Raw genomic sequence first — 17,726 nt, 5'->3', positions numbered from 1 at the left:
GCAGGCTCCGAGAAGGGTCCCCACCCATGCAGTACCGCACCACCGCGCGCGCCGTCGCCGCCGCGGCGCTCGCCTCCGCCCTGCTGCTCGGCGGCACCGCGTACGCCGCCGGGCCCGCCGAGCCCCCGCCGTTCCCGCCGCCGATCAGCATCGACGACCCCGACCCCGCCGTGCCGGGGGGCGACAACACGCCCCCCACCGGCGTCGACCCGACCTGGGCGATCACCGGTCCCTTCAAGATCGCCCAGGGCGCGGTCCACGGCGCGTTCGACATCGCCTCCAGCGTCTGGAACTCCGTCTTCCCCTTCAACCGCGACCGCGACTAGGAGCAGCCCGCCATGACCCCGACCCTCGTCGCCGCGGCGGCCCTCCTGGCCCTCGCCGCGCCCGCCGTGCCCGCGGGCGCCGCGGGCAACGAGCCCCCGCCCGCCTCCCCGTACAACTGGGGCACGGTGCTGGACACCGACGACGTGCCGCAGTCCAACTCCTGGGCGATGCGCGTCACCGCCAACGGCGACGCCGACGACATCCGGCTGGCCGAGACCCACTCCCCCGCCTACGAGGGGGTCCCCGAGGAGTTCGCCGGGGCCACCGGGACCCGGGTGGAGATCGAGGAGGACGACGAGTCCTTCGGCCACATCGCCGACGTCTCCACCACCGCCCGCCCGAACGCCGCCACGGCCGCCGTCGGCGACCTGGCGTTCAGGCTGGGCCGCCTCGGCATCGACGTGCGCGGGCTGCGCACCGGCGCCACGGCCTCCCCGGGCGGCGGCCCGGTCGCCTTCACCTCGGCGCTCGCCGGGGGCCGGCTGACCTCGGGCAAGAAGCAGCTGTACGCCTTCGACCGCCCCGTCCCGGTCAACACGGGCGTGCGGGTGCCGGCCGACCCGCGCAAGCCCGCCGAGCTGCTGGTGACGGTCAACGAGCAGATCACCACCGACGGCCAGGGCCGCCCGACGATGGGCCCCGGCGGGCGCTACCTGCGCGATCCGGCGGCCACCGGCGGCTACGTGAACGCCCTGCACGTCACCATCCTGTCCCCCGAGCCCGCGGAGATGACGATCGGTCACGCCGCGGTGCTGGCCGGACGCCCCGCCACTCGCTGACACGGGCCCCGGGGGGCCCGCCCCCCGGATGGCCGACCCGGAGTGCGATCGTCGCACACCGTAGCGAGTCTGTGACTATCAGTGGCCGGACTCCCGGGCCGCTGCCGGTACTCCCGTACCTCCCCCTGTACGTAAGGAAAGTGAGGGTGGCCATGGCCTCATGGCGCACTTCAGGGCCCCGTGCCCTGCTGACAGCGGGCATCGCCCTGACCGCGGTGACGGCCGTCGCAGTGCCCGCGACCGCCAGCGCACCGGTCGGCGTCGACGACTGGGGAACCGTCGTCGACACCGAGGACTGTGTGCAGGCCGACGCCTGGGTCGTCCGGGTCAAGGGCCTCGGCAGCATCCTGGACACGGCGATGTTCCAGTCGCACTACCCGACGACGCCGAAGGCCCCCCAGGAGCAGGCGGGCGGCAACAAGCTCGTCGACCTGGCGCCGGGCGGCATCGGCATCGGCAAGGTGTCCGCGCTGTACTCCCGCGCCATGGGCCACTCGCACCCGGCGACCGTCTCGGGCGGCCGCCCGGTGCCGGTGCGCGGCGAGGTGTACGCGGACGCGGGCGGCGCCGCCATCGACGTCGGCGTCCCGTACATCGAGAACCCGGCGGGCGGCACCTCGCTCTCCCCGATCGGCGTGCACGCCGAGGGCATCACGGTCTCGGCCTGGTCGAAGCCCGGCCAGCCGGTCAAGTTCACCGGCGGCGCGGCCCGCGCCTACCTGTCGGTGGCCGGCCTGAAGGTCATCGACGTACCGCCGATCTGGGCGGTCAACCTCGGCGTGCGCATCCCGGAGGACTACTCCAAGCCGCCGCTCGCCCTGGCCACCACCAACGAGCAGGTGACCACGGACGAGAAGGGCCTGCCGACGCTGGGCGCCGACAAGCACTACAAGTTCGACCCGAAGGCCACCAGCGGTTACGTCAACGGCGTCCACGCCTCCGTGCTGGGCACCGAGGTCGCCGACGTGACCGTCGCGCACGCCGCCGTCATCCGCGACAAGGAGCGCACGGACAAGTACGCCAAGCCGGACCTGCCGCTGCCGAAGGCGGCCAGCGCGCGGAGCTCGGCGCCGCGCCCGTGCGCCCCGTTCACGCCGCCGTCCGCGGCGCTGGGCGGCATGCGGGCCGCGTCGACCTGCTGGTAGGGATCCACGGCTGACCGCCGCGGGGCTCCACGAGGTGCCGTACGTCCGATGGGCGTACGGCACCCGTGCGTCGGGGGAGCAAAGACGGGGCGCGGGGGGTGGCACGGGACAGGCTGGAGGGCCTGTCCCGTTGCCGTGCCCCAGGAGGACCCGGTGCCCGTCCGTCCCGCCCCCCGCGTCACCGTGCTGGCCGTGCTCGCCGCGCTCGCCGTCGGCTGCTCGGGCCCCGAGCCGCAGAACGTGCCCCAGGTCTCCGGCGCCTACGGCAACCGCCCCACCGTGGTGCTGCCCTCCTTCCCGCCGCCGAAGCAGGCCCGGATGAAGGTGCTGAAGGAGGGCGACGGCCCGGTCGTGAAGAAGGGCCAGGTCGTCGTCACCGACGTCGACATGCGCACCTGGGAGGGCAACCGCCCGCTCCTGGACACCTACCGGCTGCACCAGCCCACCACCGCCGTGCTGGACGGCAAGCACGTGGCCCGCACCTGGGACCAGGCCCTGATCGGGCGGCGCGGCGGCAGCCGGGTGCTGATGGTGGCCCCCGCCACGCACGGCTTCGGCCCGGGCGGCATGGCCCCGGCCCAGGTCTCGCCCAGCGACCACATGGTCCTGGTCTTCGACGTCGTCGGCGGCTACGACGTGCGCCAGCAGGTGCGCCCGGCCACCGGGGACTCCGGGCCCGGCACCCCGAAGGTGACCCTGAAGGAGGGCGCCGAGCCGGTGTTCGCGCAGTGGGGGCCGAAGCCCGCGAAGCTGACCACCCGCACCCTGCTCGAGGGCGGGGGCGCCGCGGTGGGCGAGGGGGACACGGTGGTGCTGCAGTACACCGGTTACGAGTGGGACGGGAAGACCTCGTTCTCCTCCACGTACCGCCGCAGCGGGCCCAACGGCTTCGTGGTGCGGCGCGAGGCGATGCTGCCGGGCTGGTACGAGGCGCTCAAGGGGGCGCGGGTCGGCAGCCGGCTCCTGGTGAGCGTGCCCGCGGCGTTCGCGCCGTCCTTCACCGCCACCGGCGGCGGCCTCGCCACGCCCAAGGGCAAGGCCGTGGCGTACGTGGTGGACGTGCTGGACCGGCGGGCGCGCGGCGTCTGAGCCGCGGCGGCCCGCCGGAAGGGGGAAGGCCCCCGGGAGCAGTGCTCCCGGGGGCCTTCCGCGTGCCGTCAGTCGATCAGCACTGGGCGCGGATCCAGCCGCCGCAGCTGATGTCCTGGTTCGGGTCCTTCTTGACGATGGTGGTGTCCTTGACCGGGGTGCCGCTGTTCGGGTCGCCCGGGGTGTCCACCACGGTGGTGCCCTCCACGGGGCCCTCGACGTTGCGGTCGACGGCCGTCACGACCTTGATGACCGGGAAGGACTTGCCGCCGTCGAGGGCGTCGGCGCCCTTGCCCGGACGGGTGCAGGTCACGACCTGGCCGTTGATCGAGCACTTCCAGCCGTCACCGGCCGCGGTCTTGGGGGTGACGCCCTTGGGGAAGGTGCGGACCACGGTGACCTCGTCACGCGTGGGGCCGGCGCCCTCCTTGTTGGAGACCGTGATGTTGAAGGTGGCGGGCTTGCCCGCGACCACGTCGCCCTCCGGGCGGACCGAGACCGTCAGGTTCGGGTCCTTGACCGGGGCGGGCTTGACGGTGACGGTGTCCTTGACCGGGGCCGCGTTGTTCTTGGGCGTGGTGACCTGCGTGGTGCCGGTCAGCGGGCCCTTGGCCTTGTCGTCCACGGTCGTGCCCACGTTGATCGTGGGGTACGAGTCACCCGGGTTCAGGGCGTCGGCGCCCTTGCCCGGACGGGTGCAGGTGACCGTCTGGCCCGCGATCGCGCACTTCCAGCCGTCGCCGACGGCGGTGACCGGGGTGATGCCCTCGGGGAAGGTGCGGACGACCTTGACCTCGCCCTGCGTCGGGCCCGCGTCCTTGTTGTTCGCCACGTCGATGGTGAACGCGGCGTTCTGGCCGCCCACCACGTCGCCGACCGGCTTGGTGGTGACCGTCAGGTCGGGCGCCTTGGCCGGGGTGACCTCGACCAGGTCCGTGCTCTCGCGCGGGGTGTCGTTCGGGGTCTCGGTGGTCGACTGGATCGGCTTCACGCCCTCGGCGTCGCCGTCGACCTTGGTCTTGATGTGCACCGGCGGGTAGGACTTGTCCGGGCCCAGGGCGTCCGAGCCGGAGCCCGGGCGGGTGCAGGTGACCGTCTGCTTGACGATCGAGCACTTCCAGCCGTCACCGGAGGCGGCCACCGGGGTGACGCCCTCGGGGAAGGTGTGCGTCGTGGTGACGGTGCCGTTGGTGGGGCCGGCGTTCTTGTCGTTGGTCGTGGTGACCGTGAAGTTGGCGTTGCCACCGGCGGTGACCGGGCCGTCCGGGGTCACGTTCGTGCTCAGGTGCGGGTCGAGGGTCTCGACCTTGCCGTTCCACAGCTCGTGGATGTTGGTGTAGTCACCGGTACCGGCCGACAGGCCCAGGCGGACCGTCGCCGGGACGGCCGGCTGGCCCTTGATGCTGCGGATGTCGGTGGGCTCGATGACGTCCTTGAAGCCGCGGCCGTCGTGGAAGTCGACCGAGACGGTCAGGACGCCCGCGGGGGACAGCTCGACCCTGGCCGTGCGGACGGCCTCCTTGCGCGTCTTGGCCGTCGGGACCGACAGGCGCCGGTTCGACTGGTAGGTGTTGACCAGCGGGTTGCCCTGGCTGGTCGCACCGCGCACGGTGATCGAGTTCTCCTGGCGGGTGGAGCTGCCGCCGGCGCCGAAGCCGGTGGTGCCGAAGTTGCCCCACTCGTCCAGGCCGACGCCGATGTAGCCGCCCTCGATGCCCGTGTAGCCGAGCCCGCCGCCGTAGCGGCCGGACTTCGACGGCATCGGTGCCGAGCCGTCCAGCAGCATCAGGGAGATGCCGTCCGCGTCGCCCTTGTCCATCGTGGACGAGTTGTAGGCGGCGAAGTCGATGGTGAACTTCAGGCCCTGGTTGGACGGGATCGCCTGACGCGTGACGACGAAGCCGTTCTGGTTCGTGCCGTTGTCGGTCAGGCGCAGGGCGCCGTCGCCCGCCTTGTCGCCCACGGCGCCGCCGCGGCAGGCGCCGAGCGGCTTGGGCGTGCCGGTGGCGGCCGTCAGACAACCCCAGCCGGTCGGGTCGTTCGGGCCGTCGGAGGCACTGAACCACTTCGTCTCGTCGACCGTGGCGCCGGTGAACGCCTCGACGGCGATGTCGCCCTTCGGCTGGGGGCCGTCGCCCACGGGCGAGGCTGCGGCCGCCATGGGCGCCGCGAGGGACAGGCCGAGCGCCACCGCGGTGGCCAGGCCGAGCGGGGCACTTGCGCGGGCACGAAGCCCCGCTCGCCACCCGCGACTGTGTCCGGTGTCCTTCATTGGCTGCCTTCCTCGGGCTCAGCGCGCCCAGATCCGTTGATCACGGTCCGTATGCGAACAAATGCGCACAGTGACCACGTTTTGATCAGCAGAACACCCGGGGCCCACTCCCGCGATCGGCGAAGCCCAAGCGAGTGACGAGCCCCGGGAGCGGCCCGGGAGGACCGGCCCCGTCCGAGGTCAGGGGCCGTACGGCAGGTTCAGCGGCGCGGCGCGTCCAGGCCGAGCAGCCGGTCCTTGAGCACCGGGAACTGCTCCCTGGTCTCCTCGACCCGGCCGGGATCGAAGTCCACGGTGAGCACCTCCTCACCCGGGCCGGCCTCGGCCAGCACCTCGCCCCAGGGGTCGACGACCACGCTGTGCCCGGCCTGGTCCACGCCCGCGTGGGTGCCGCCGGTGCCGCAGGCGAACACGTACGCCTGGTTCTCCACCGCGCGGGCGCGAGCCAGCAGCGTCCAGTGGCCGACCCGGCGGGCGGGCCAGCCCGCCGGGATCACCAGCGCCTGCGCCCCGGCGTCGGTCAGGCCCCGGAACAGCTCGGGGAAGCGCAGGTCGTAGCAGGTGGCCACGCCGAGCGTGAGCTCCGGGAGCGCCACGGTGACGAGTTGGTCCCCGGCGCCCATCAGCACGGCCTCGCCCTTGTCGAAGCCGAAGCGGTGGATCTTGCGGTAGGAGGCGGCGAGTTCGCCGTCGGGTGAGAAGACCAGGGAGGTGTTGTAGAGACCGCCGTCACCGGCGCGCTCGACCACCGATCCGGCGTGCAGCCAGACCCCGGCGTCACTCGCCGCCTTGGCCATGAGTTCGTACGTCGGACCGTGCAGCGGCTCCGCCTCGGCCTCGAACAGTTCGTAGGCGAAGGCGCCCACCGGCCACAGTTCCGGCAGTACCACCAGGTCGGCGCCGCGCTGCTCCCGCACCAGCGAAGCCACCCGTTGGCGACGGGAATTGACCGATTCCTGCTGGTCTACCGCGATCTGGATGAGAGAGGCGCGCACACTACCACCGTCCTGGCATTCGAGCCGTCAACACCGGCCTACGATCGTCACACGAAAGCACTGCCGGTGTGCCTCCGGGCAGCGTAATTTAACTGCCACAGCACCCAGCCCGCGCACCAACCGCCGAGGGGTCCCGTGACCGTCCATCCCAGCCTCCAGAACTACGCCGACGCCTGGACCCATTCCGTGGAAGCGATATCCGAGCTGGTGCAGCCGCTCGTGGAGGGCGAGTGGAACCGCGCCACCCCCTGCCCCGGCTGGTCGGTGCGCGACATGGTCTCGCACGTGATCGGCATGGAGTGCGAGATGCTCGGCGACCCGCGCCCGATCCACACGCTGCCCCGCGACCTCTTCCACGTCCGCAGCGAGTTCGCCCGCTACATGGAGATGCAGGTCGACGTCCGGCGCCACCACACCGGCCCCGAGATGACCTCCGAGCTGGAGTACGTGCTGATCAGGCGGGCCCGCCAGCTGCGCAACGAGAGCCGCTCGCCGGAGACCATGGTCCGCGCCCCGCTGGGCGCCGAGCAGAGTCTCGAAATCGCCTACCGCATGCGGGCGTTCGACAGCTGGGTGCACGAGCAGGACCTGCGCCTCACCCTCGGCGCCCCCGGCAACCTGGACTCCCCGGGCGCCCACGTCACCCGCGACGTGCTCCTGGAGGCGCTGCCCAAGGTGGTGGCCAAGGACGCGGGCGCCCCGGCCAACTGCGCGGTCGTCCTCGACGTGCACGGCCCCGTCGAGTTCCTGCGCACGGTCCGCGTGGACGCGAACGGCCGCGGCACCATCGACGGCGCCCCCTCGCTGGGCCCGGCGGCCACCATCGCGCTGGACTGGGAGACGTACGTACGGCTGGCCTGCGGCCGGGTGCGCCCGGCGGCCGTGGCCGACCAGATCAAGGTGGACGGCGACGCGGAGCTCGCGGCCGCGATCCTGGCGGCGTTCGCGGTGACGCCTTGAGGGGCTCGAGGGCCTGAGGGGCTCAAGGGCCTGAGGGACCACGTGGGTCCGCCCGGGGCCCGTCAGGCCGGGACGTGGACCGCTTCCACCCGGCTGGCCACCAGGCGTTCCCGCTCGCGCTTCACCACGCGGGACTTCAGCCGCAGGATCTGCACCAGCCCCAGCGCCTCCGGCACGAAGACCGAGGCGAACGCGATCCGGTAGTTGTTCCCGGTGGCGTCGAGCAGCACCCCGATCGCGAACAGGGTCGTCATCGAGGCGATGAAACCGCCCATGTTCACGATCCCCGAGGCGGTGCCCTGGCGCTCCGGCGGATTGGCCGGGCGGGCGAAGTCGAACCCGATCATCGACGCGGGCCCGCACGCCCCGAGCACCGCGCACAACGTGACGAGCAGCCACACCGGGGCGTGCCCGGGGACGGCCAGCACGGCGGCCCACAGCAGCGCGGTCGCGGCGACCGTGCCGATCGCCAGCGGCGCCCTGGCCGCGTGGTGGCGGGCGATCACCTGTCCGTACGCCAGGCCCACCACCATGTTGGAGAGCACCACCAGCGTCAGCAGGGCGCCCGCGCTCTCCCGGGACAGGCCCTGGTCCTCGACCAGGAACGGCATGCCCCACAGCAGCAGGAAGACCATCGCCGGGAACTGCGTGGTGAAGTGCACCCACATGCCGAGCCGGGTGCCCGGCTCGCGCCAGGAGCGGGCGATCTGGCGGCGCACGAAGGCGCCGCCGCCCCGGTGGCGCGGCCCGGGCTCGTGGCCGTCGGGGTGGTCCTTGAGGAAGAGCAGCAGCAGGACGAGCACGATCAGGCCCGCCGCGGAGCTGCCCGCGAAGGTCTGCGTCCAGCCCAGGCCGTGCAGGGCGCGGGAGATGACGAGGGTGGAGACCAGGTTGCCCGCCATGCCGAACAGCGCGGCGATCTGGGCGACGAACGGGCCCCGGCGGGCCGGCCACCAGCGGGTGCCCAGCCGCAGCACGCTGATGAAGGTCATCGCGTCGCCGCAGCCGAGCAGCGCGCGGGAGGCGAGCGCCATGCCGTACGAGGGGGAGAGGGCGAAGCCCAGCTGGCCCAGGGTGAACAGCACGGCGCCGATGGTCAGCACCTTCTTGGTGCCGAGCCGGTCGACCATCAGGCCGACGGGTATCTGCATGCCCGCGTAGACCAGCAGCTGGAGGATGGAGAAGGTGGCCAGGGCGGAGGCGTTGACGCCGAAGCGGTCGGCCGCGTCGAGCCCGGCGACCCCCAGGGACGTGCGGAAGATGACGGCGACGAAGTAGACGGCGACGCCCACGCCCCACACCAGGGCCGCGCGGCGGCCGCCGGGGGGATCGCCGGGCAGGGTCGTGGAGCCGCTCATCGTGCCTCTCCCCTCACCAGGACCTTGACCCAGCTCAGGTGCTGGCGCACACAGGCGGCGGCGCCCTCGACGTCGCCCGCCTTCACCCGCTGGAGGATCTCGGCGTGCTCGGTGATGTTCTTGGCGATCCGGTCGGGCTGCGACTGCATGACCGCCACGCCCATCCGCAGCTGGCGGTCGCGCAGCTGGTCGTACAGCCGGGCCAGGATCTGGTTCCCCGCGTACTGGACGATCTCGGCGTGGAAGCTGCGGTCGGTCAGGGCGACCGCCGCCAGGTCCCCGGTGTCCGCGTACCTCCGCTGCTCCTCCAGGAGCTCCTCCAGCCGGGCGATCAGCGGCGCGGAGGCGGGCACCGCGCGGCGCACCGCGAACTCCTCGACCAGCAGCCGGGTCTCGACCACGTCCGCGATCTCCTGGGCGGAGACGGCGAGGACCAGGGCGCCCTTCTTCGGGTAGAGCTTGAGCAGCCCCTCCATCTCCAGCTTCAGCAGGGCCTCGCGCACCGGGGTGCGGGAGACGCCGACGGCGAGGGCGAGTTCGCCCTCGGTGAGGAGGGTGCCCCCCTCGTAACGGCGGTCCAGGACGGCCTGCTTGACGTGCATGTAGACGCGGTCGGCCGCGGGCGGGGCGGAGGGCATGCGCACAGCTTAGATACAACAGGGGTGCAACAGAAAGCCCCGTCCGCGATGCGGACGGGGCCTTTCCGGCGTACGCCGTGGCGACGTACGGGTGCCGCTGTCGTACCGGGTGCGCCCGGCGGCGGAGCGACTACGCCCAGGTGATCAGGCGCTTGGGCTGCTCCAGGACCGCCGCGACGTCCGCGAGGAACTTCGAGCCCAGCTCGCCGTCGACCAGGCGGTGGTCGAAGGAGAGCGCCAGCGTGGTGACCTGGCGCGGCTTGACCTTGCCCTTGTGGACCCACGGCTGGAGCTTGATCGCACCGACCGCGAGGATCGCGGACTCGCCCGGGTTGAGGATCGGCGTACCGGTGTCGACGCCGAAGACGCCCACGTTGGTGATGGTGATCGTGCCGCCCTGCATGTCGCCGGGGCTGGTGCGGCCCTCGCGCGCGGTGGCGACCAGCTCGCCCAGCGAGCGCGCCAGCTCGGGCAGGGTCCGGGCGTGCGCGTCCTTGATGTTCGGCACGATCAGACCGCGCGGCGTGGCGGCCGCGATGCCCAGGTTCACGTAGTGCTTGAGGACGATCTCCTGCGCGGCCTCGTCCCAGGCGGCGTTGATGTCCGGGTTGCGGCGGATCGCGACGAGGATCGCCTTGGCGATCAGGAGCAGCGGGTTGACCCGCAGTCCGGCCATGTCCTTGTCGGCCTTGAGCTCCTCGACGAGCTTCATCGTGCGCGTCACGTCGACCGTCACGAACTCGGTGACGTGCGGCGCGGTGAAGGCCGAGCCGACCATCGCCTGCGCGGTGGCCTTGCGCACGCCCTTGACGGGGATGCGCGTCTCCCGGGCACCGGCGCTCTGAACGGGCGCCGCGGCGGCAGGAGTTGTTTCACGTGAAACGGGCGCGGGCGCCTCGGCCGGGGCGACGGGCGCCGGGGCCGCGGCCGCGTGCACGTCCTCGCGGGTGATGATCCCGTCGGGCCCGCTGGGCACCACTCCGGCCAGGTCCACGCCGAGGTCCTTGGCGAGCTTGCGCACCGGCGGCTTGGCCAGCGGGCGGGAGGCGACGGCGGCGCCGTGCCCGTTCAGCTCGCCCTGGATCGCGGCGGCGGCCAGGCCCGCGACGGGCGTGCCCGTCGCCTGGGCCGCGGCGGCGGCCTGCTCGGGCACTCCGGCGCCCTTGCGCGGGCGGCGCTTGGTGGAGGACTCGGCCACGCCGTAGCCCACCAGGACCGGCTGGCGGCCCGCGGGGGCCTCCGGCTCGGCCGCGGGGGCCGGTGCGGCGGCGGGCGCCTCGGCGGCCGGGGCGGCGTCGCCGCCGCCGGTGTCCACCGAGATGATCACCTCGCCGACGTCGACGGTGGTGCCCTCGGGGAAGCGCAGCTCGTGCACCACGCCGTCGAACGGGATGGGCAGCTCGACGGCCGCCTTGGCCGTCTCCACCTCGCACACGACCTGGCCGTCGGTGACGGTGTCACCCGGCTGCACGTACCACTTGAGGATCTCGGCCTCGGTGAGTCCCTCGCCGACGTCCGGCATCTTGAACTCACGCACGGCAGACGAAGACGCAGTCGTCATGGTCGTCACGTCCTCTCCTCAGTACGCCAGCGAGCGGTCGACGGCGTCGAGCACCCGGTCCAGGCCCGGCAGGTATTCCTCTTCGAGACGCGCCGGGGGGTACGGGGCGTGGTAGCCGCCGACCCGCAGCACGGGGGCCTCCAGGTGGTAGAAGCACCGCTCGGTGATCCGGGCGGCGATCTCCCCGCCGGAGCCGAAGAACACCGGTGCCTCGTGCACCACGACCAGCCGGCGGGTCTTCTCCACCGAGCGCTGGATCGCGTCGAAGTCGAGCGGGGAGACCGAGCGCAGGTCCAGGACCTCCAGGGACTTGCCCTCCTCGGCGGCGGCCGCCGCGGCCTCCAGGCAGACCTTCACCATCGGCCCGTACGCCACCAGCGTCAGGTCGGTGCCCTCGCGGACCGTACGGGCCTCGTGCAGCTCGCCCGGGACGGCCTCGGTGTCGACCTCGCCCTTGTCCCAGTAGCGGCGCTTGGGCTCGAAGAAGATCACCGGGTCGTCGCTCCGGATGGCCTGCTGGAGCATCCAGTAGGCGTCCGAGGAGTTGGACGGCGAGACGATCTTCAGGCCGGCCACGTGCGCGAACAGCGCCTCGGGCGACTCGCTGTGGTGCTCGACCGCGCCGATGCCGCCGCCGTAGGGGATGCGCACCACGATCGGCATCCTGACCGTGCCGAGCGAGCGCGCGTGCATCTTGGCGAGCTGGGTGACGATCTGGTCGTACGCCGGGAAGACGAAGCCGTCGAACTGGATCTCCACGACCGGGCGGTAGCCGCGCAGCGCCAGGCCGATCGCGGTGCCGACGATGCCGGACTCGGCCAGCGGGGTGTCGATGACCCGGTCCTCGCCGAAGTCCTTCTGCAGCCCGTCGGTGACCCGGAAGACGCCGCCGAGCTTGCCGACGTCCTCTCCCATGATCAGGACCTTGGGGTCGTTCTCCAGGGCCGTGCGCAGCGACTCGTTGAGCGCCTTGGCGAGCGGGAGCTTCTGTACAGCCATGATCAGTTGACCTCGCCATCCGCGAACGACGCCTGGTAGGCGGCGAACTGGGCCCGCTCCTCGTCGACGAGCGCGTGCCCGTCGGCGTAGACGTGCTCGAACATCGCGTAGTCGTCGGGGTCGGGCATCGCCCGCACCGCCTCGCGCACGCGCTTGCCGAGGACCTCGCTCTCGGTCTCGAGGTCCTCGAAGAAGGCGGCGTCGGCGTGCCCGGCCTTCTCCAGGTAGGTGCGCAGGCGCAGGATCGGGTCCTTCGCCTCCCAGGCCTCGCGCTCCTCGTCCCTGCGGTACTTGGTGGGGTCGTCGGAGGTGGTGTGGGCGCCCATCCGGTAGGTGAACGCCTCGACCAGGGTGGGGCCCTCGCCGCGGCGGGCCCGCTCCAGCGCGGACCGGGTGACCGCGAGGCAGGCCAGCACGTCGTTGCCGTCCACCCGGACGCCGGGGAAGCCGAAGCCCTGGGCGCGCTGGTAGAGCGGGACGCGGGTCTGCTTCTCGGTGGGCTCGGAGATCGCCCACTGGTTGTTCTGGCAGAAGAACACGACCGGGGCGTTGTAGACCGCGGAGAAGGTGAACGATTCGGCCACGTCGCCCTGGCTGGAGGCGCCGTCCCCGAAGTACGCGATCACGGCCGAATCCGCACCGTCCTTGGCCACGCCCATCGCGTAGCCGGTGGCGTGCAGGGTCTGCGAGCCGATGACGATCGTGTACAGGTGGAAATTGTTGCTGTTGGGGTCCCAGCCGCCGTGGTTCACGCCCCGGAACATCCCGAGCAGGTTCGTCGGGTCGACGCCCCGGCACCAGGCCACCCCGTGCTCCCGGTACGTCGGGAAGACGTAGTCGTCGTCGCGCAGCGCGCGCCCGGAGCCGATCTGCGCGGCCTCCTGGCCCAGCAGCGAGGCCCACAGGCCCAGCTCGCCCTGGCGCTGCAGGGCGGTCGCCTCGGCGTCGAAGCGGCGGGTGAGCACCATGTCCCGGTACAGCCCGCGCAGCTCCTCGGGGGTGAGGTCGACGGTGTACTCCGGGTGCTCGACGCGCTCGCCCTCGGGCGTCAGCAGCTGTACGAGCTGGGGCTCGGAACCCTGTGGCTTCTTCGCGGCGCTGGTGCGCTTACTGCTGCGTCGCGGCTTGCGCGCGGCAGTGCTCTCCACGGTCACGTGCGTGCTCCTCCGTCTGTCCGGCCCCCGGGGTCCGCCGGGAAGCCAGTGCGGCTCCGCCTGTTTCCGTACCCGTGCACGGGGTGGGTGCGACTCGTCCGGGACAGGCGTGACAGGTGCCCCGGCGAGCGCCCTGCCAAAGGCACGTTACCCAGTGGGTCGCATTCCTGCGAAACCCCATTTGACCTGCGATTTTGCTTGGATTTCCAAGTAAATCGAGAAATGCGGGAACAGCAGCAGGTCAGCGCACTGACAACAGCCTTGCAGGCCGCCGGAACACCGGCACGTTATCCCGGTCACCCCGGGCACGGGAAGAGTGAGTGTGTGAGACTGAAACGGTGCGCGAAGATGGAAAAATCACCGTATTCCTCCTGGACGACCACGAAGTCGTCCGTCGAGGTGTCCATGAGCTGCTCTCCGTGGAGTCCGACATCGAAGTGGTCGGCGAGGCGGGTACCGCGGCGGACGCCCTGGTCAGGATCCCTGCGACCCGCCCCGACGTGGCCGTGCTCGACGTGCGGCTGCCGGACGGCAGCGGCGTCGAGGTCTGCCGCGAGATCCGTTCGCAGAACGAGGACATCAAGTGCCTGATGCTCACCTCGTTCGCCGACGACGAGGCGCTGTTCGACGCGATCATGGCCGGGGCCTCGGGCTACGTACTCAAGGCGATCCGCGGCAATGAGCTGCTGACCGCCGTGCGGGACGTGGCCGCCGGCAAGTCGCTGCTCGACCCGGTCGCCACCGCGCGCGTGCTGGAACGCCTGCGCGACGGCAACAACCCCAAGGGCGACGACAAGCTCTCCAACCTGACCGACCAGGAGCGGAAGATCCTGGACCTGATCGGCGAGGGGCTGACCAACCGCGCCATCGGCGAGCGGCTGCACCTGGCCGAGAAGACGATCAAGAACTACGTCTCCAGCCTGCTCTCCAAGCTGGGCATGGAGCGCCGTTCCCAGGCCGCCGCGTACGTCGCGCGGATGCAGGCCGAGCGCCACTGAGAGGGCCGCGCGGCACCGGGTCGCCCTCATGGAGCGACCCGGTCCGGCGGCTTCTTTAGGGACCTAGGGCCCCGGCCTCTCGGGGCCGGGGCCTCTTTTCCGTCCCGCTCCCGGTGACGGAGAGTGGAGCCATGACCACCGAGGAACTCCGCGCCATCGAGCTGCTGAGTCGCGTGTCCTACGGACGCGTGGCGACCAGCATGCGCGCCATGCCCTTCGTGGCCCCCGCCCGGCACATCGTGGTCGACGGCCGCGTCGTGCTCCGGATGCACAACGGCCTCGGCTACCACCACGCCTGCAACGGCAGCGTGGTCGCCTACGGAGCGGACAACTTCAACACCGGGTCCGGCCACATCTGGTCGGTCCAGTTCACCGGCACCGCCGAGATCATCGAGCCCACCCGGGCCGAGCTGGAGCTGTTCGGCCCCGGCCCGGAGACGGTGGACGGCGGCCCGTTCGAGCCGGTGTACATGCGCATCGAGCCGCACTTCGTGACCGTCCACTCCCTGGACTACAGCGCAGAGCGGCCACTTCGCCACGTAGCGTGACATAGTCAACTAACATATGACGGGTGCCGTGCTCATCTGTTGACCCCGCCCCGCCCGTCAGCGCGCTGCTGCGCCGGTACGAGACCCCCGGCGAGCCGCTGGCCTGCGAGCCCGTCACCCAGGGCCTGCTCAACCGCGGCTACCGGCTCGCCACCACCCGCGGTGCCTTCTTCCTCAAGCACCACCTGGACGGCGACCGCGAGGCGATCGCCCGCCAGCACCGCGCCACCCAGCGGCTCGAACACCTGGGCCTGCCCGTCGCGCCCGCACTGGAGCGCCGCGACGGCGACACCGTCACGGTCATCGGCGGCCGGTGCTACGCCCTGCACCCCTGGGTCGACGGAATGCACCGCGACGGCGCCCAGCTGACCGCCCCCGACTCCCGGCGCCTGGGCGGCCTCCTGGGCCTCGTCCACACCTGCCTGGAGCGGGTCATGGAGCCCGGACCGCGACAGCGGTACGAGAGCGCCGACCCGGCCGACACCCACGCCGCGATCGACGAGCTGCTCGCCCTGGCCCGCGGCCACCGGCCCCGCGACGCCTTCGACGAGCTGGCCGAGCACCGGCTGACCGAGCGCCGCCGGCTGCTGCGGGCGCACGCCCACCGCCGCCCGCCCGCCGCCGACGCCGGGGGCTGGGTGCACGGCGACTTCCACCCGCTGAACCTGCTCTACCGCGGCGACCGCAGGGGCGCCGAGCCCGCGGCGATCGTCGACTGGGACCGGCTCGGGGTGCAGCCGCGGGCCGAGGAGGCCGTCCGGGCCGCCGTCATCTTCTTCGTGCGTCCCGGCGGGGAGCTGGACCTGCCCAAGGTGCGCGCCTACGCGCGCGCGTACCGGACGGCCGCCGGGGTGGGCCGGGACGAGATGGCGGCCGCGGTGCACCGGGTGTGGTGGGAGCGACTGAACGACTTCTGGATACTGCGCTGGCGCTACCAGCTCCACGACCGCAGGGCCGACCCGCAGTTCCCCGCGGCGTCGGCCCTGGTGGTGTGGTGGACCCGGGAGTACGAGGCGGTGCGCCAGGCCTTCGCGGGGTGAGCCCCCGGGCGTCTCGGCCCGGGGGCGGGGGCGGTGCGGGTCGGGCCGGGGGTCAGGCCCCCGGGGTCTGGCCGGTGGTCGAGCCGCCCTGCTGGCCCTGGGTGTTGCCGCCGTTCTGGGCGCCGCCGTTCTGCTGGCCGGTGTTGGTGCCCGGTTCGCCGCTGGTGCCCTCGTTGGTGCCGCCGTCGGTCTGACCACCGTCGGTCTGGCCACCGTCCGTCTGACCACCGTCGGTCTGACCGCCATCGGTCTGGCCGCCGTCCGTCTGGCCGCCGTCGGTCTGACCGCCGCCGTCCGTCTTGCCCGACGAGGACGAGGAGCTGTCCGAGGGCGAGGGGCTCTCGCGGTGCGGCCGCGACGGCTCCTCGGACGGCGTCCAGCCGCCGTCCTGGTTGCCGCCCGTGGAGTTGTCCTGGTTCTCCTCCGGCGTGGACTCCTCCTCGCTCGGCGTCGGCGAGGAGTCCGACTGCGAGGGCGAGTTGGAGATCTTCGTCGGCGCCTTGGGCTTGTCCTTCGGCTTGTTCGCCGCGTCCAGCGCGAAGACCACGCCCGCCGTGATCGCGATCAGCGCCAGCGCGACGAACAGCAGCACCTTGCCGCGCCCGCCGCTCTTGGGCGCGCCGTGGCCGCCCGTGTAGGCGCCGTCGTCGGGGTTCATCGGCGGCAGGATCGGGCCCTGCGAGGTGTCGCCGTGCACCGGGTGGCCCATGGCCGCCGTGGGGGCCGTGCCGCCCACCGGCGTGTGCGGGTTCTCGTGCATCGCGACCGGTCCGGTGCCCCAGGTGCCCGTGTGGCCGCCCTCGGCCTGGAGCATCTGCAGGCCGTACTGGACCAGGCCGCGCATCTCCTCGGCGCTCTGGAAGCGGTCGTCCGGGTCCTTCGCCAGCGACCGCATCACCAGGCCGTCCAGCTCCGGCGGCGCGTGGTGGGCCACCTCGGACGGCGGGACGGGGGCGTCCTGGACGTGCTGGTAGACCACCGACAGCGGCGTCTCGCCGGTGAACGGGGGGCGCTGCGCGAGCAGTTCGTACAGCAGGCAGCCGGTCGCGTACAGGTCGGAGCGGTGGTCGACGGCCTTGCCGAGCGCCTGCTCGGGCGAGAGGTACTGGGGCGTGCCCATGACCATGCCGGTCTGCGTCATGGTGGTGGACGCGCCGTGCAGGGCGCGGGCGATGCCGAAGTCCATCACCTTCACCGCGCCGGAGTTGGTGATGATCACGTTCGCCGGCTTGATGTCGCGGTGCACGATGCCGTGCTGGTGCGAGTAGGCCAGCGCCTCCAGGACGCCGGAGACGATGATCAGCGCCTGCTCGGGCGGCGGCGGCTCGGCCTGGATCAGCAGGTCGCGGATGGTGCGGCCCTCGACCAGCTCCATCACGATGTACGGCACGGGCTGGCCGCCGACCACGTCCTCGCCGGAGTCGTACACGGCGACGATCGCGTGGTGGTTCAGGCCGGCCACCGACTGGGCCTCGCGCGTGAAGCGGGCCTTGGAGACGGGGTCCTCGGCCAGGTCGGCGCGGAGCAGCTTCACCGCGACGGTGCGGCCGAGCCGCACGTCCTCGGCGGCGAACACCTCGGCCATGCCGCCGCGGCCGAGCCGGTGGGTGAGCCGGTAGCGGCCGTCGCCGACCAGACCGCCGGCGCCCCAGGACTCGGCGTCCGACAGGCCGCCGCCTGCTTCGGGTTCGGGTGCCATCAGTCCTCGCCGTCGTATCTGTCCGCGGGCGCGGGCTGCGCGCGTGCGGTGTCCCACTGGGTGCTCTGGCACGTCACGCTACAGCCTTCGCGCGGCGCGACGTTTCGAGATGGACCGGCCATCAAATCGGTTCCCCGTGCGCCCATGCAAATTTCATGCGAATC

Annotated in this window: 15 protein-coding genes and 1 pseudogene; 8 read left to right on the top strand and 8 right to left on the bottom strand. The window is 72.4% G+C overall.

Features of this window, described 5'->3' with window-relative positions; translation table 11 throughout:
• From ABT160_RS09110 to ABT160_RS09095, 4 genes and pseudogenes are all read left to right on the top strand, one after another.
• Positions 1 to 326: pseudogene (locus ABT160_RS09110) on the top strand (hypothetical protein); the annotation flags it as partial.
• 12 nt (positions 327 to 338) lie between these two features.
• Positions 339 to 1,106 (top strand): choice-of-anchor P family protein, encoded by a 768-nt coding sequence (locus ABT160_RS09105; RefSeq protein ID WP_351645461.1) that lies wholly within the window; start codon positions 339 to 341, stop codon positions 1,104 to 1,106.
• Between the two features lie 146 nt (positions 1,107 to 1,252).
• Positions 1,253 to 2,251 carry a hypothetical protein gene (locus ABT160_RS09100; protein ID WP_351645460.1) on the top strand — a complete coding sequence of 333 codons (999 nt, stop codon included), beginning with the start codon at positions 1,253 to 1,255 and terminating at the stop codon, positions 2,249 to 2,251.
• Positions 2,252 to 2,404: 153 nt separating this feature from the next.
• On the top strand, positions 2,405 to 3,340 hold the full coding sequence (locus ABT160_RS09095; protein WP_351645459.1) for an FKBP-type peptidyl-prolyl cis-trans isomerase: 936 nt from the start codon (positions 2,405 to 2,407) through the stop codon (positions 3,338 to 3,340).
• Between the two features lie 76 nt (positions 3,341 to 3,416).
• Here ABT160_RS09095 and ABT160_RS09090 read toward each other — a convergent pair whose 3' ends face one another.
• Together ABT160_RS09090 and ABT160_RS09085 are read right to left on the bottom strand one after the other, a co-directional pair.
• Positions 3,417 to 5,612: an L-type lectin family protein gene (locus ABT160_RS09090; protein ID WP_351645457.1), complete on the bottom strand. Its 2,196-nt coding sequence runs from the start codon at positions 5,610 to 5,612 to the stop codon at positions 3,417 to 3,419.
• Between the two features lie 200 nt (positions 5,613 to 5,812).
• Complete coding sequence (locus tag ABT160_RS09085; protein ID WP_351645455.1) at positions 5,813 to 6,607, bottom strand: carbon-nitrogen family hydrolase; 795 nt, start codon at positions 6,605 to 6,607, stop codon at positions 5,813 to 5,815.
• 135 nt (positions 6,608 to 6,742) lie between these two features.
• Here ABT160_RS09085 and ABT160_RS09080 point away from each other — a divergent pair, with 135 nt between their 5' ends.
• Positions 6,743 to 7,567 (top strand): maleylpyruvate isomerase family mycothiol-dependent enzyme, encoded by an 825-nt coding sequence (locus ABT160_RS09080; protein ID WP_351645452.1) that lies wholly within the window; start codon positions 6,743 to 6,745, stop codon positions 7,565 to 7,567.
• 62 nt (positions 7,568 to 7,629) lie between these two features.
• Here the strand turns inward: ABT160_RS09080 and ABT160_RS09075 are convergent, their stop codons facing one another.
• The 5 genes from ABT160_RS09075 to pdhA form a co-directional block, all read right to left on the bottom strand.
• Entirely contained in the window at positions 7,630 to 8,925 is a 1,296-nt protein-coding gene (locus tag ABT160_RS09075; protein ID WP_351645451.1) for an MFS transporter, read from the bottom strand.
• Positions 8,922 to 9,563 (bottom strand): GntR family transcriptional regulator, encoded by a 642-nt coding sequence (locus ABT160_RS09070; RefSeq protein WP_351645450.1) that lies wholly within the window; start codon positions 9,561 to 9,563, stop codon positions 8,922 to 8,924. Before ABT160_RS09070 ends, ABT160_RS09075 begins: the two co-directional genes overlap by 4 nt.
• Positions 9,564 to 9,693: 130 nt before the next feature.
• Positions 9,694 to 11,133 (bottom strand): dihydrolipoamide acetyltransferase family protein, encoded by a 1,440-nt coding sequence (locus tag ABT160_RS09065; protein ID WP_351645448.1) that lies wholly within the window; start codon positions 11,131 to 11,133, stop codon positions 9,694 to 9,696.
• A 9-nt stretch (positions 11,134 to 11,142) separates the two neighbouring features.
• Positions 11,143 to 12,123, bottom strand: a complete 981-nt coding sequence (locus ABT160_RS09060; RefSeq protein ID WP_351645447.1) for an alpha-ketoacid dehydrogenase subunit beta — start codon at positions 12,121 to 12,123, stop codon at positions 11,143 to 11,145.
• A gap of 2 nt (positions 12,124 to 12,125) precedes the next feature.
• Complete coding sequence (pdhA, locus tag ABT160_RS09055) at positions 12,126 to 13,277, bottom strand: pyruvate dehydrogenase (acetyl-transferring) E1 component subunit alpha (RefSeq protein ID WP_351645445.1); 1,152 nt, start codon at positions 13,275 to 13,277, stop codon at positions 12,126 to 12,128.
• A 338-nt stretch (positions 13,278 to 13,615) separates the two neighbouring features.
• Between pdhA and ABT160_RS09050 the strand changes: the two genes are divergently transcribed.
• The 3 genes from ABT160_RS09050 to ABT160_RS09040 all read left to right on the top strand — a co-directional run bounded on the left by ABT160_RS09050 (position 13,616) and on the right by ABT160_RS09040 (position 15,863).
• Positions 13,616 to 14,275, top strand: a complete 660-nt coding sequence (locus ABT160_RS09050) for a response regulator (RefSeq protein WP_351645443.1) — start codon at positions 13,616 to 13,618, stop codon at positions 14,273 to 14,275.
• A gap of 131 nt (positions 14,276 to 14,406) precedes the next feature.
• A complete protein-coding gene (locus tag ABT160_RS09045; protein ID WP_351645441.1) occupies positions 14,407 to 14,823 on the top strand; it encodes a pyridoxamine 5'-phosphate oxidase family protein in 417 nt (138 codons plus the stop codon).
• A gap of 23 nt (positions 14,824 to 14,846) precedes the next feature.
• Positions 14,847 to 15,863 carry a phosphotransferase gene (locus ABT160_RS09040; protein WP_351645439.1) on the top strand — a complete coding sequence of 339 codons (1,017 nt, stop codon included), beginning with the start codon at positions 14,847 to 14,849 and terminating at the stop codon, positions 15,861 to 15,863.
• A 52-nt stretch (positions 15,864 to 15,915) separates the two neighbouring features.
• Here the strand turns inward: ABT160_RS09040 and ABT160_RS09035 are convergent, their stop codons facing one another.
• Positions 15,916 to 17,562: a protein kinase domain-containing protein gene (locus ABT160_RS09035; RefSeq protein WP_351645436.1), complete on the bottom strand. Its 1,647-nt coding sequence runs from the start codon at positions 17,560 to 17,562 to the stop codon at positions 15,916 to 15,918.
• Between the last annotated feature and the right edge of the window lie 164 nt (positions 17,563 to 17,726).

The organism is Streptomyces sp. NPDC001941, from assembly GCF_040296945.1.
Classification (GTDB): domain Bacteria; phylum Actinomycetota; class Actinomycetes; order Streptomycetales; family Streptomycetaceae; genus Streptomyces.
Note: the sequence above shows the minus strand (reverse complement) of the source record. Positions and strands in the feature narration are given on the sequence as shown.

Bases quoted from the DNA above. Each gene is read 5' to 3' on its own strand.
- ABT160_RS09105 (WP_351645461.1), top strand. From the start codon at position 339: ATGACCCCGACCCTCGTCGCCGCGGCGGCCCTCCTGGCCCTCGCCGCG.
- ABT160_RS09090 (WP_351645457.1), bottom strand. From the start codon at position 5,612: ATGAAGGACACCGGACACAGTCGCGGGTGGCGAGCGGGGCTTCGTGCC.
- ABT160_RS09075 (WP_351645451.1), bottom strand. From the start codon at position 8,925: ATGAGCGGCTCCACGACCCTGCCCGGCGATCCCCCCGGCGGCCGCCGC.
- ABT160_RS09070 (WP_351645450.1), bottom strand. From the start codon at position 9,563: ATGCCCTCCGCCCCGCCCGCGGCCGACCGCGTCTACATGCACGTCAAG.
- ABT160_RS09060 (WP_351645447.1), bottom strand. From the start codon at position 12,123: ATGGCTGTACAGAAGCTCCCGCTCGCCAAGGCGCTCAACGAGTCGCTG.
- ABT160_RS09045 (WP_351645441.1), top strand. From the start codon at position 14,407: ATGACCACCGAGGAACTCCGCGCCATCGAGCTGCTGAGTCGCGTGTCC.
- ABT160_RS09035 (WP_351645436.1), bottom strand. From the start codon at position 17,562: ATGGCACCCGAACCCGAAGCAGGCGGCGGCCTGTCGGACGCCGAGTCC.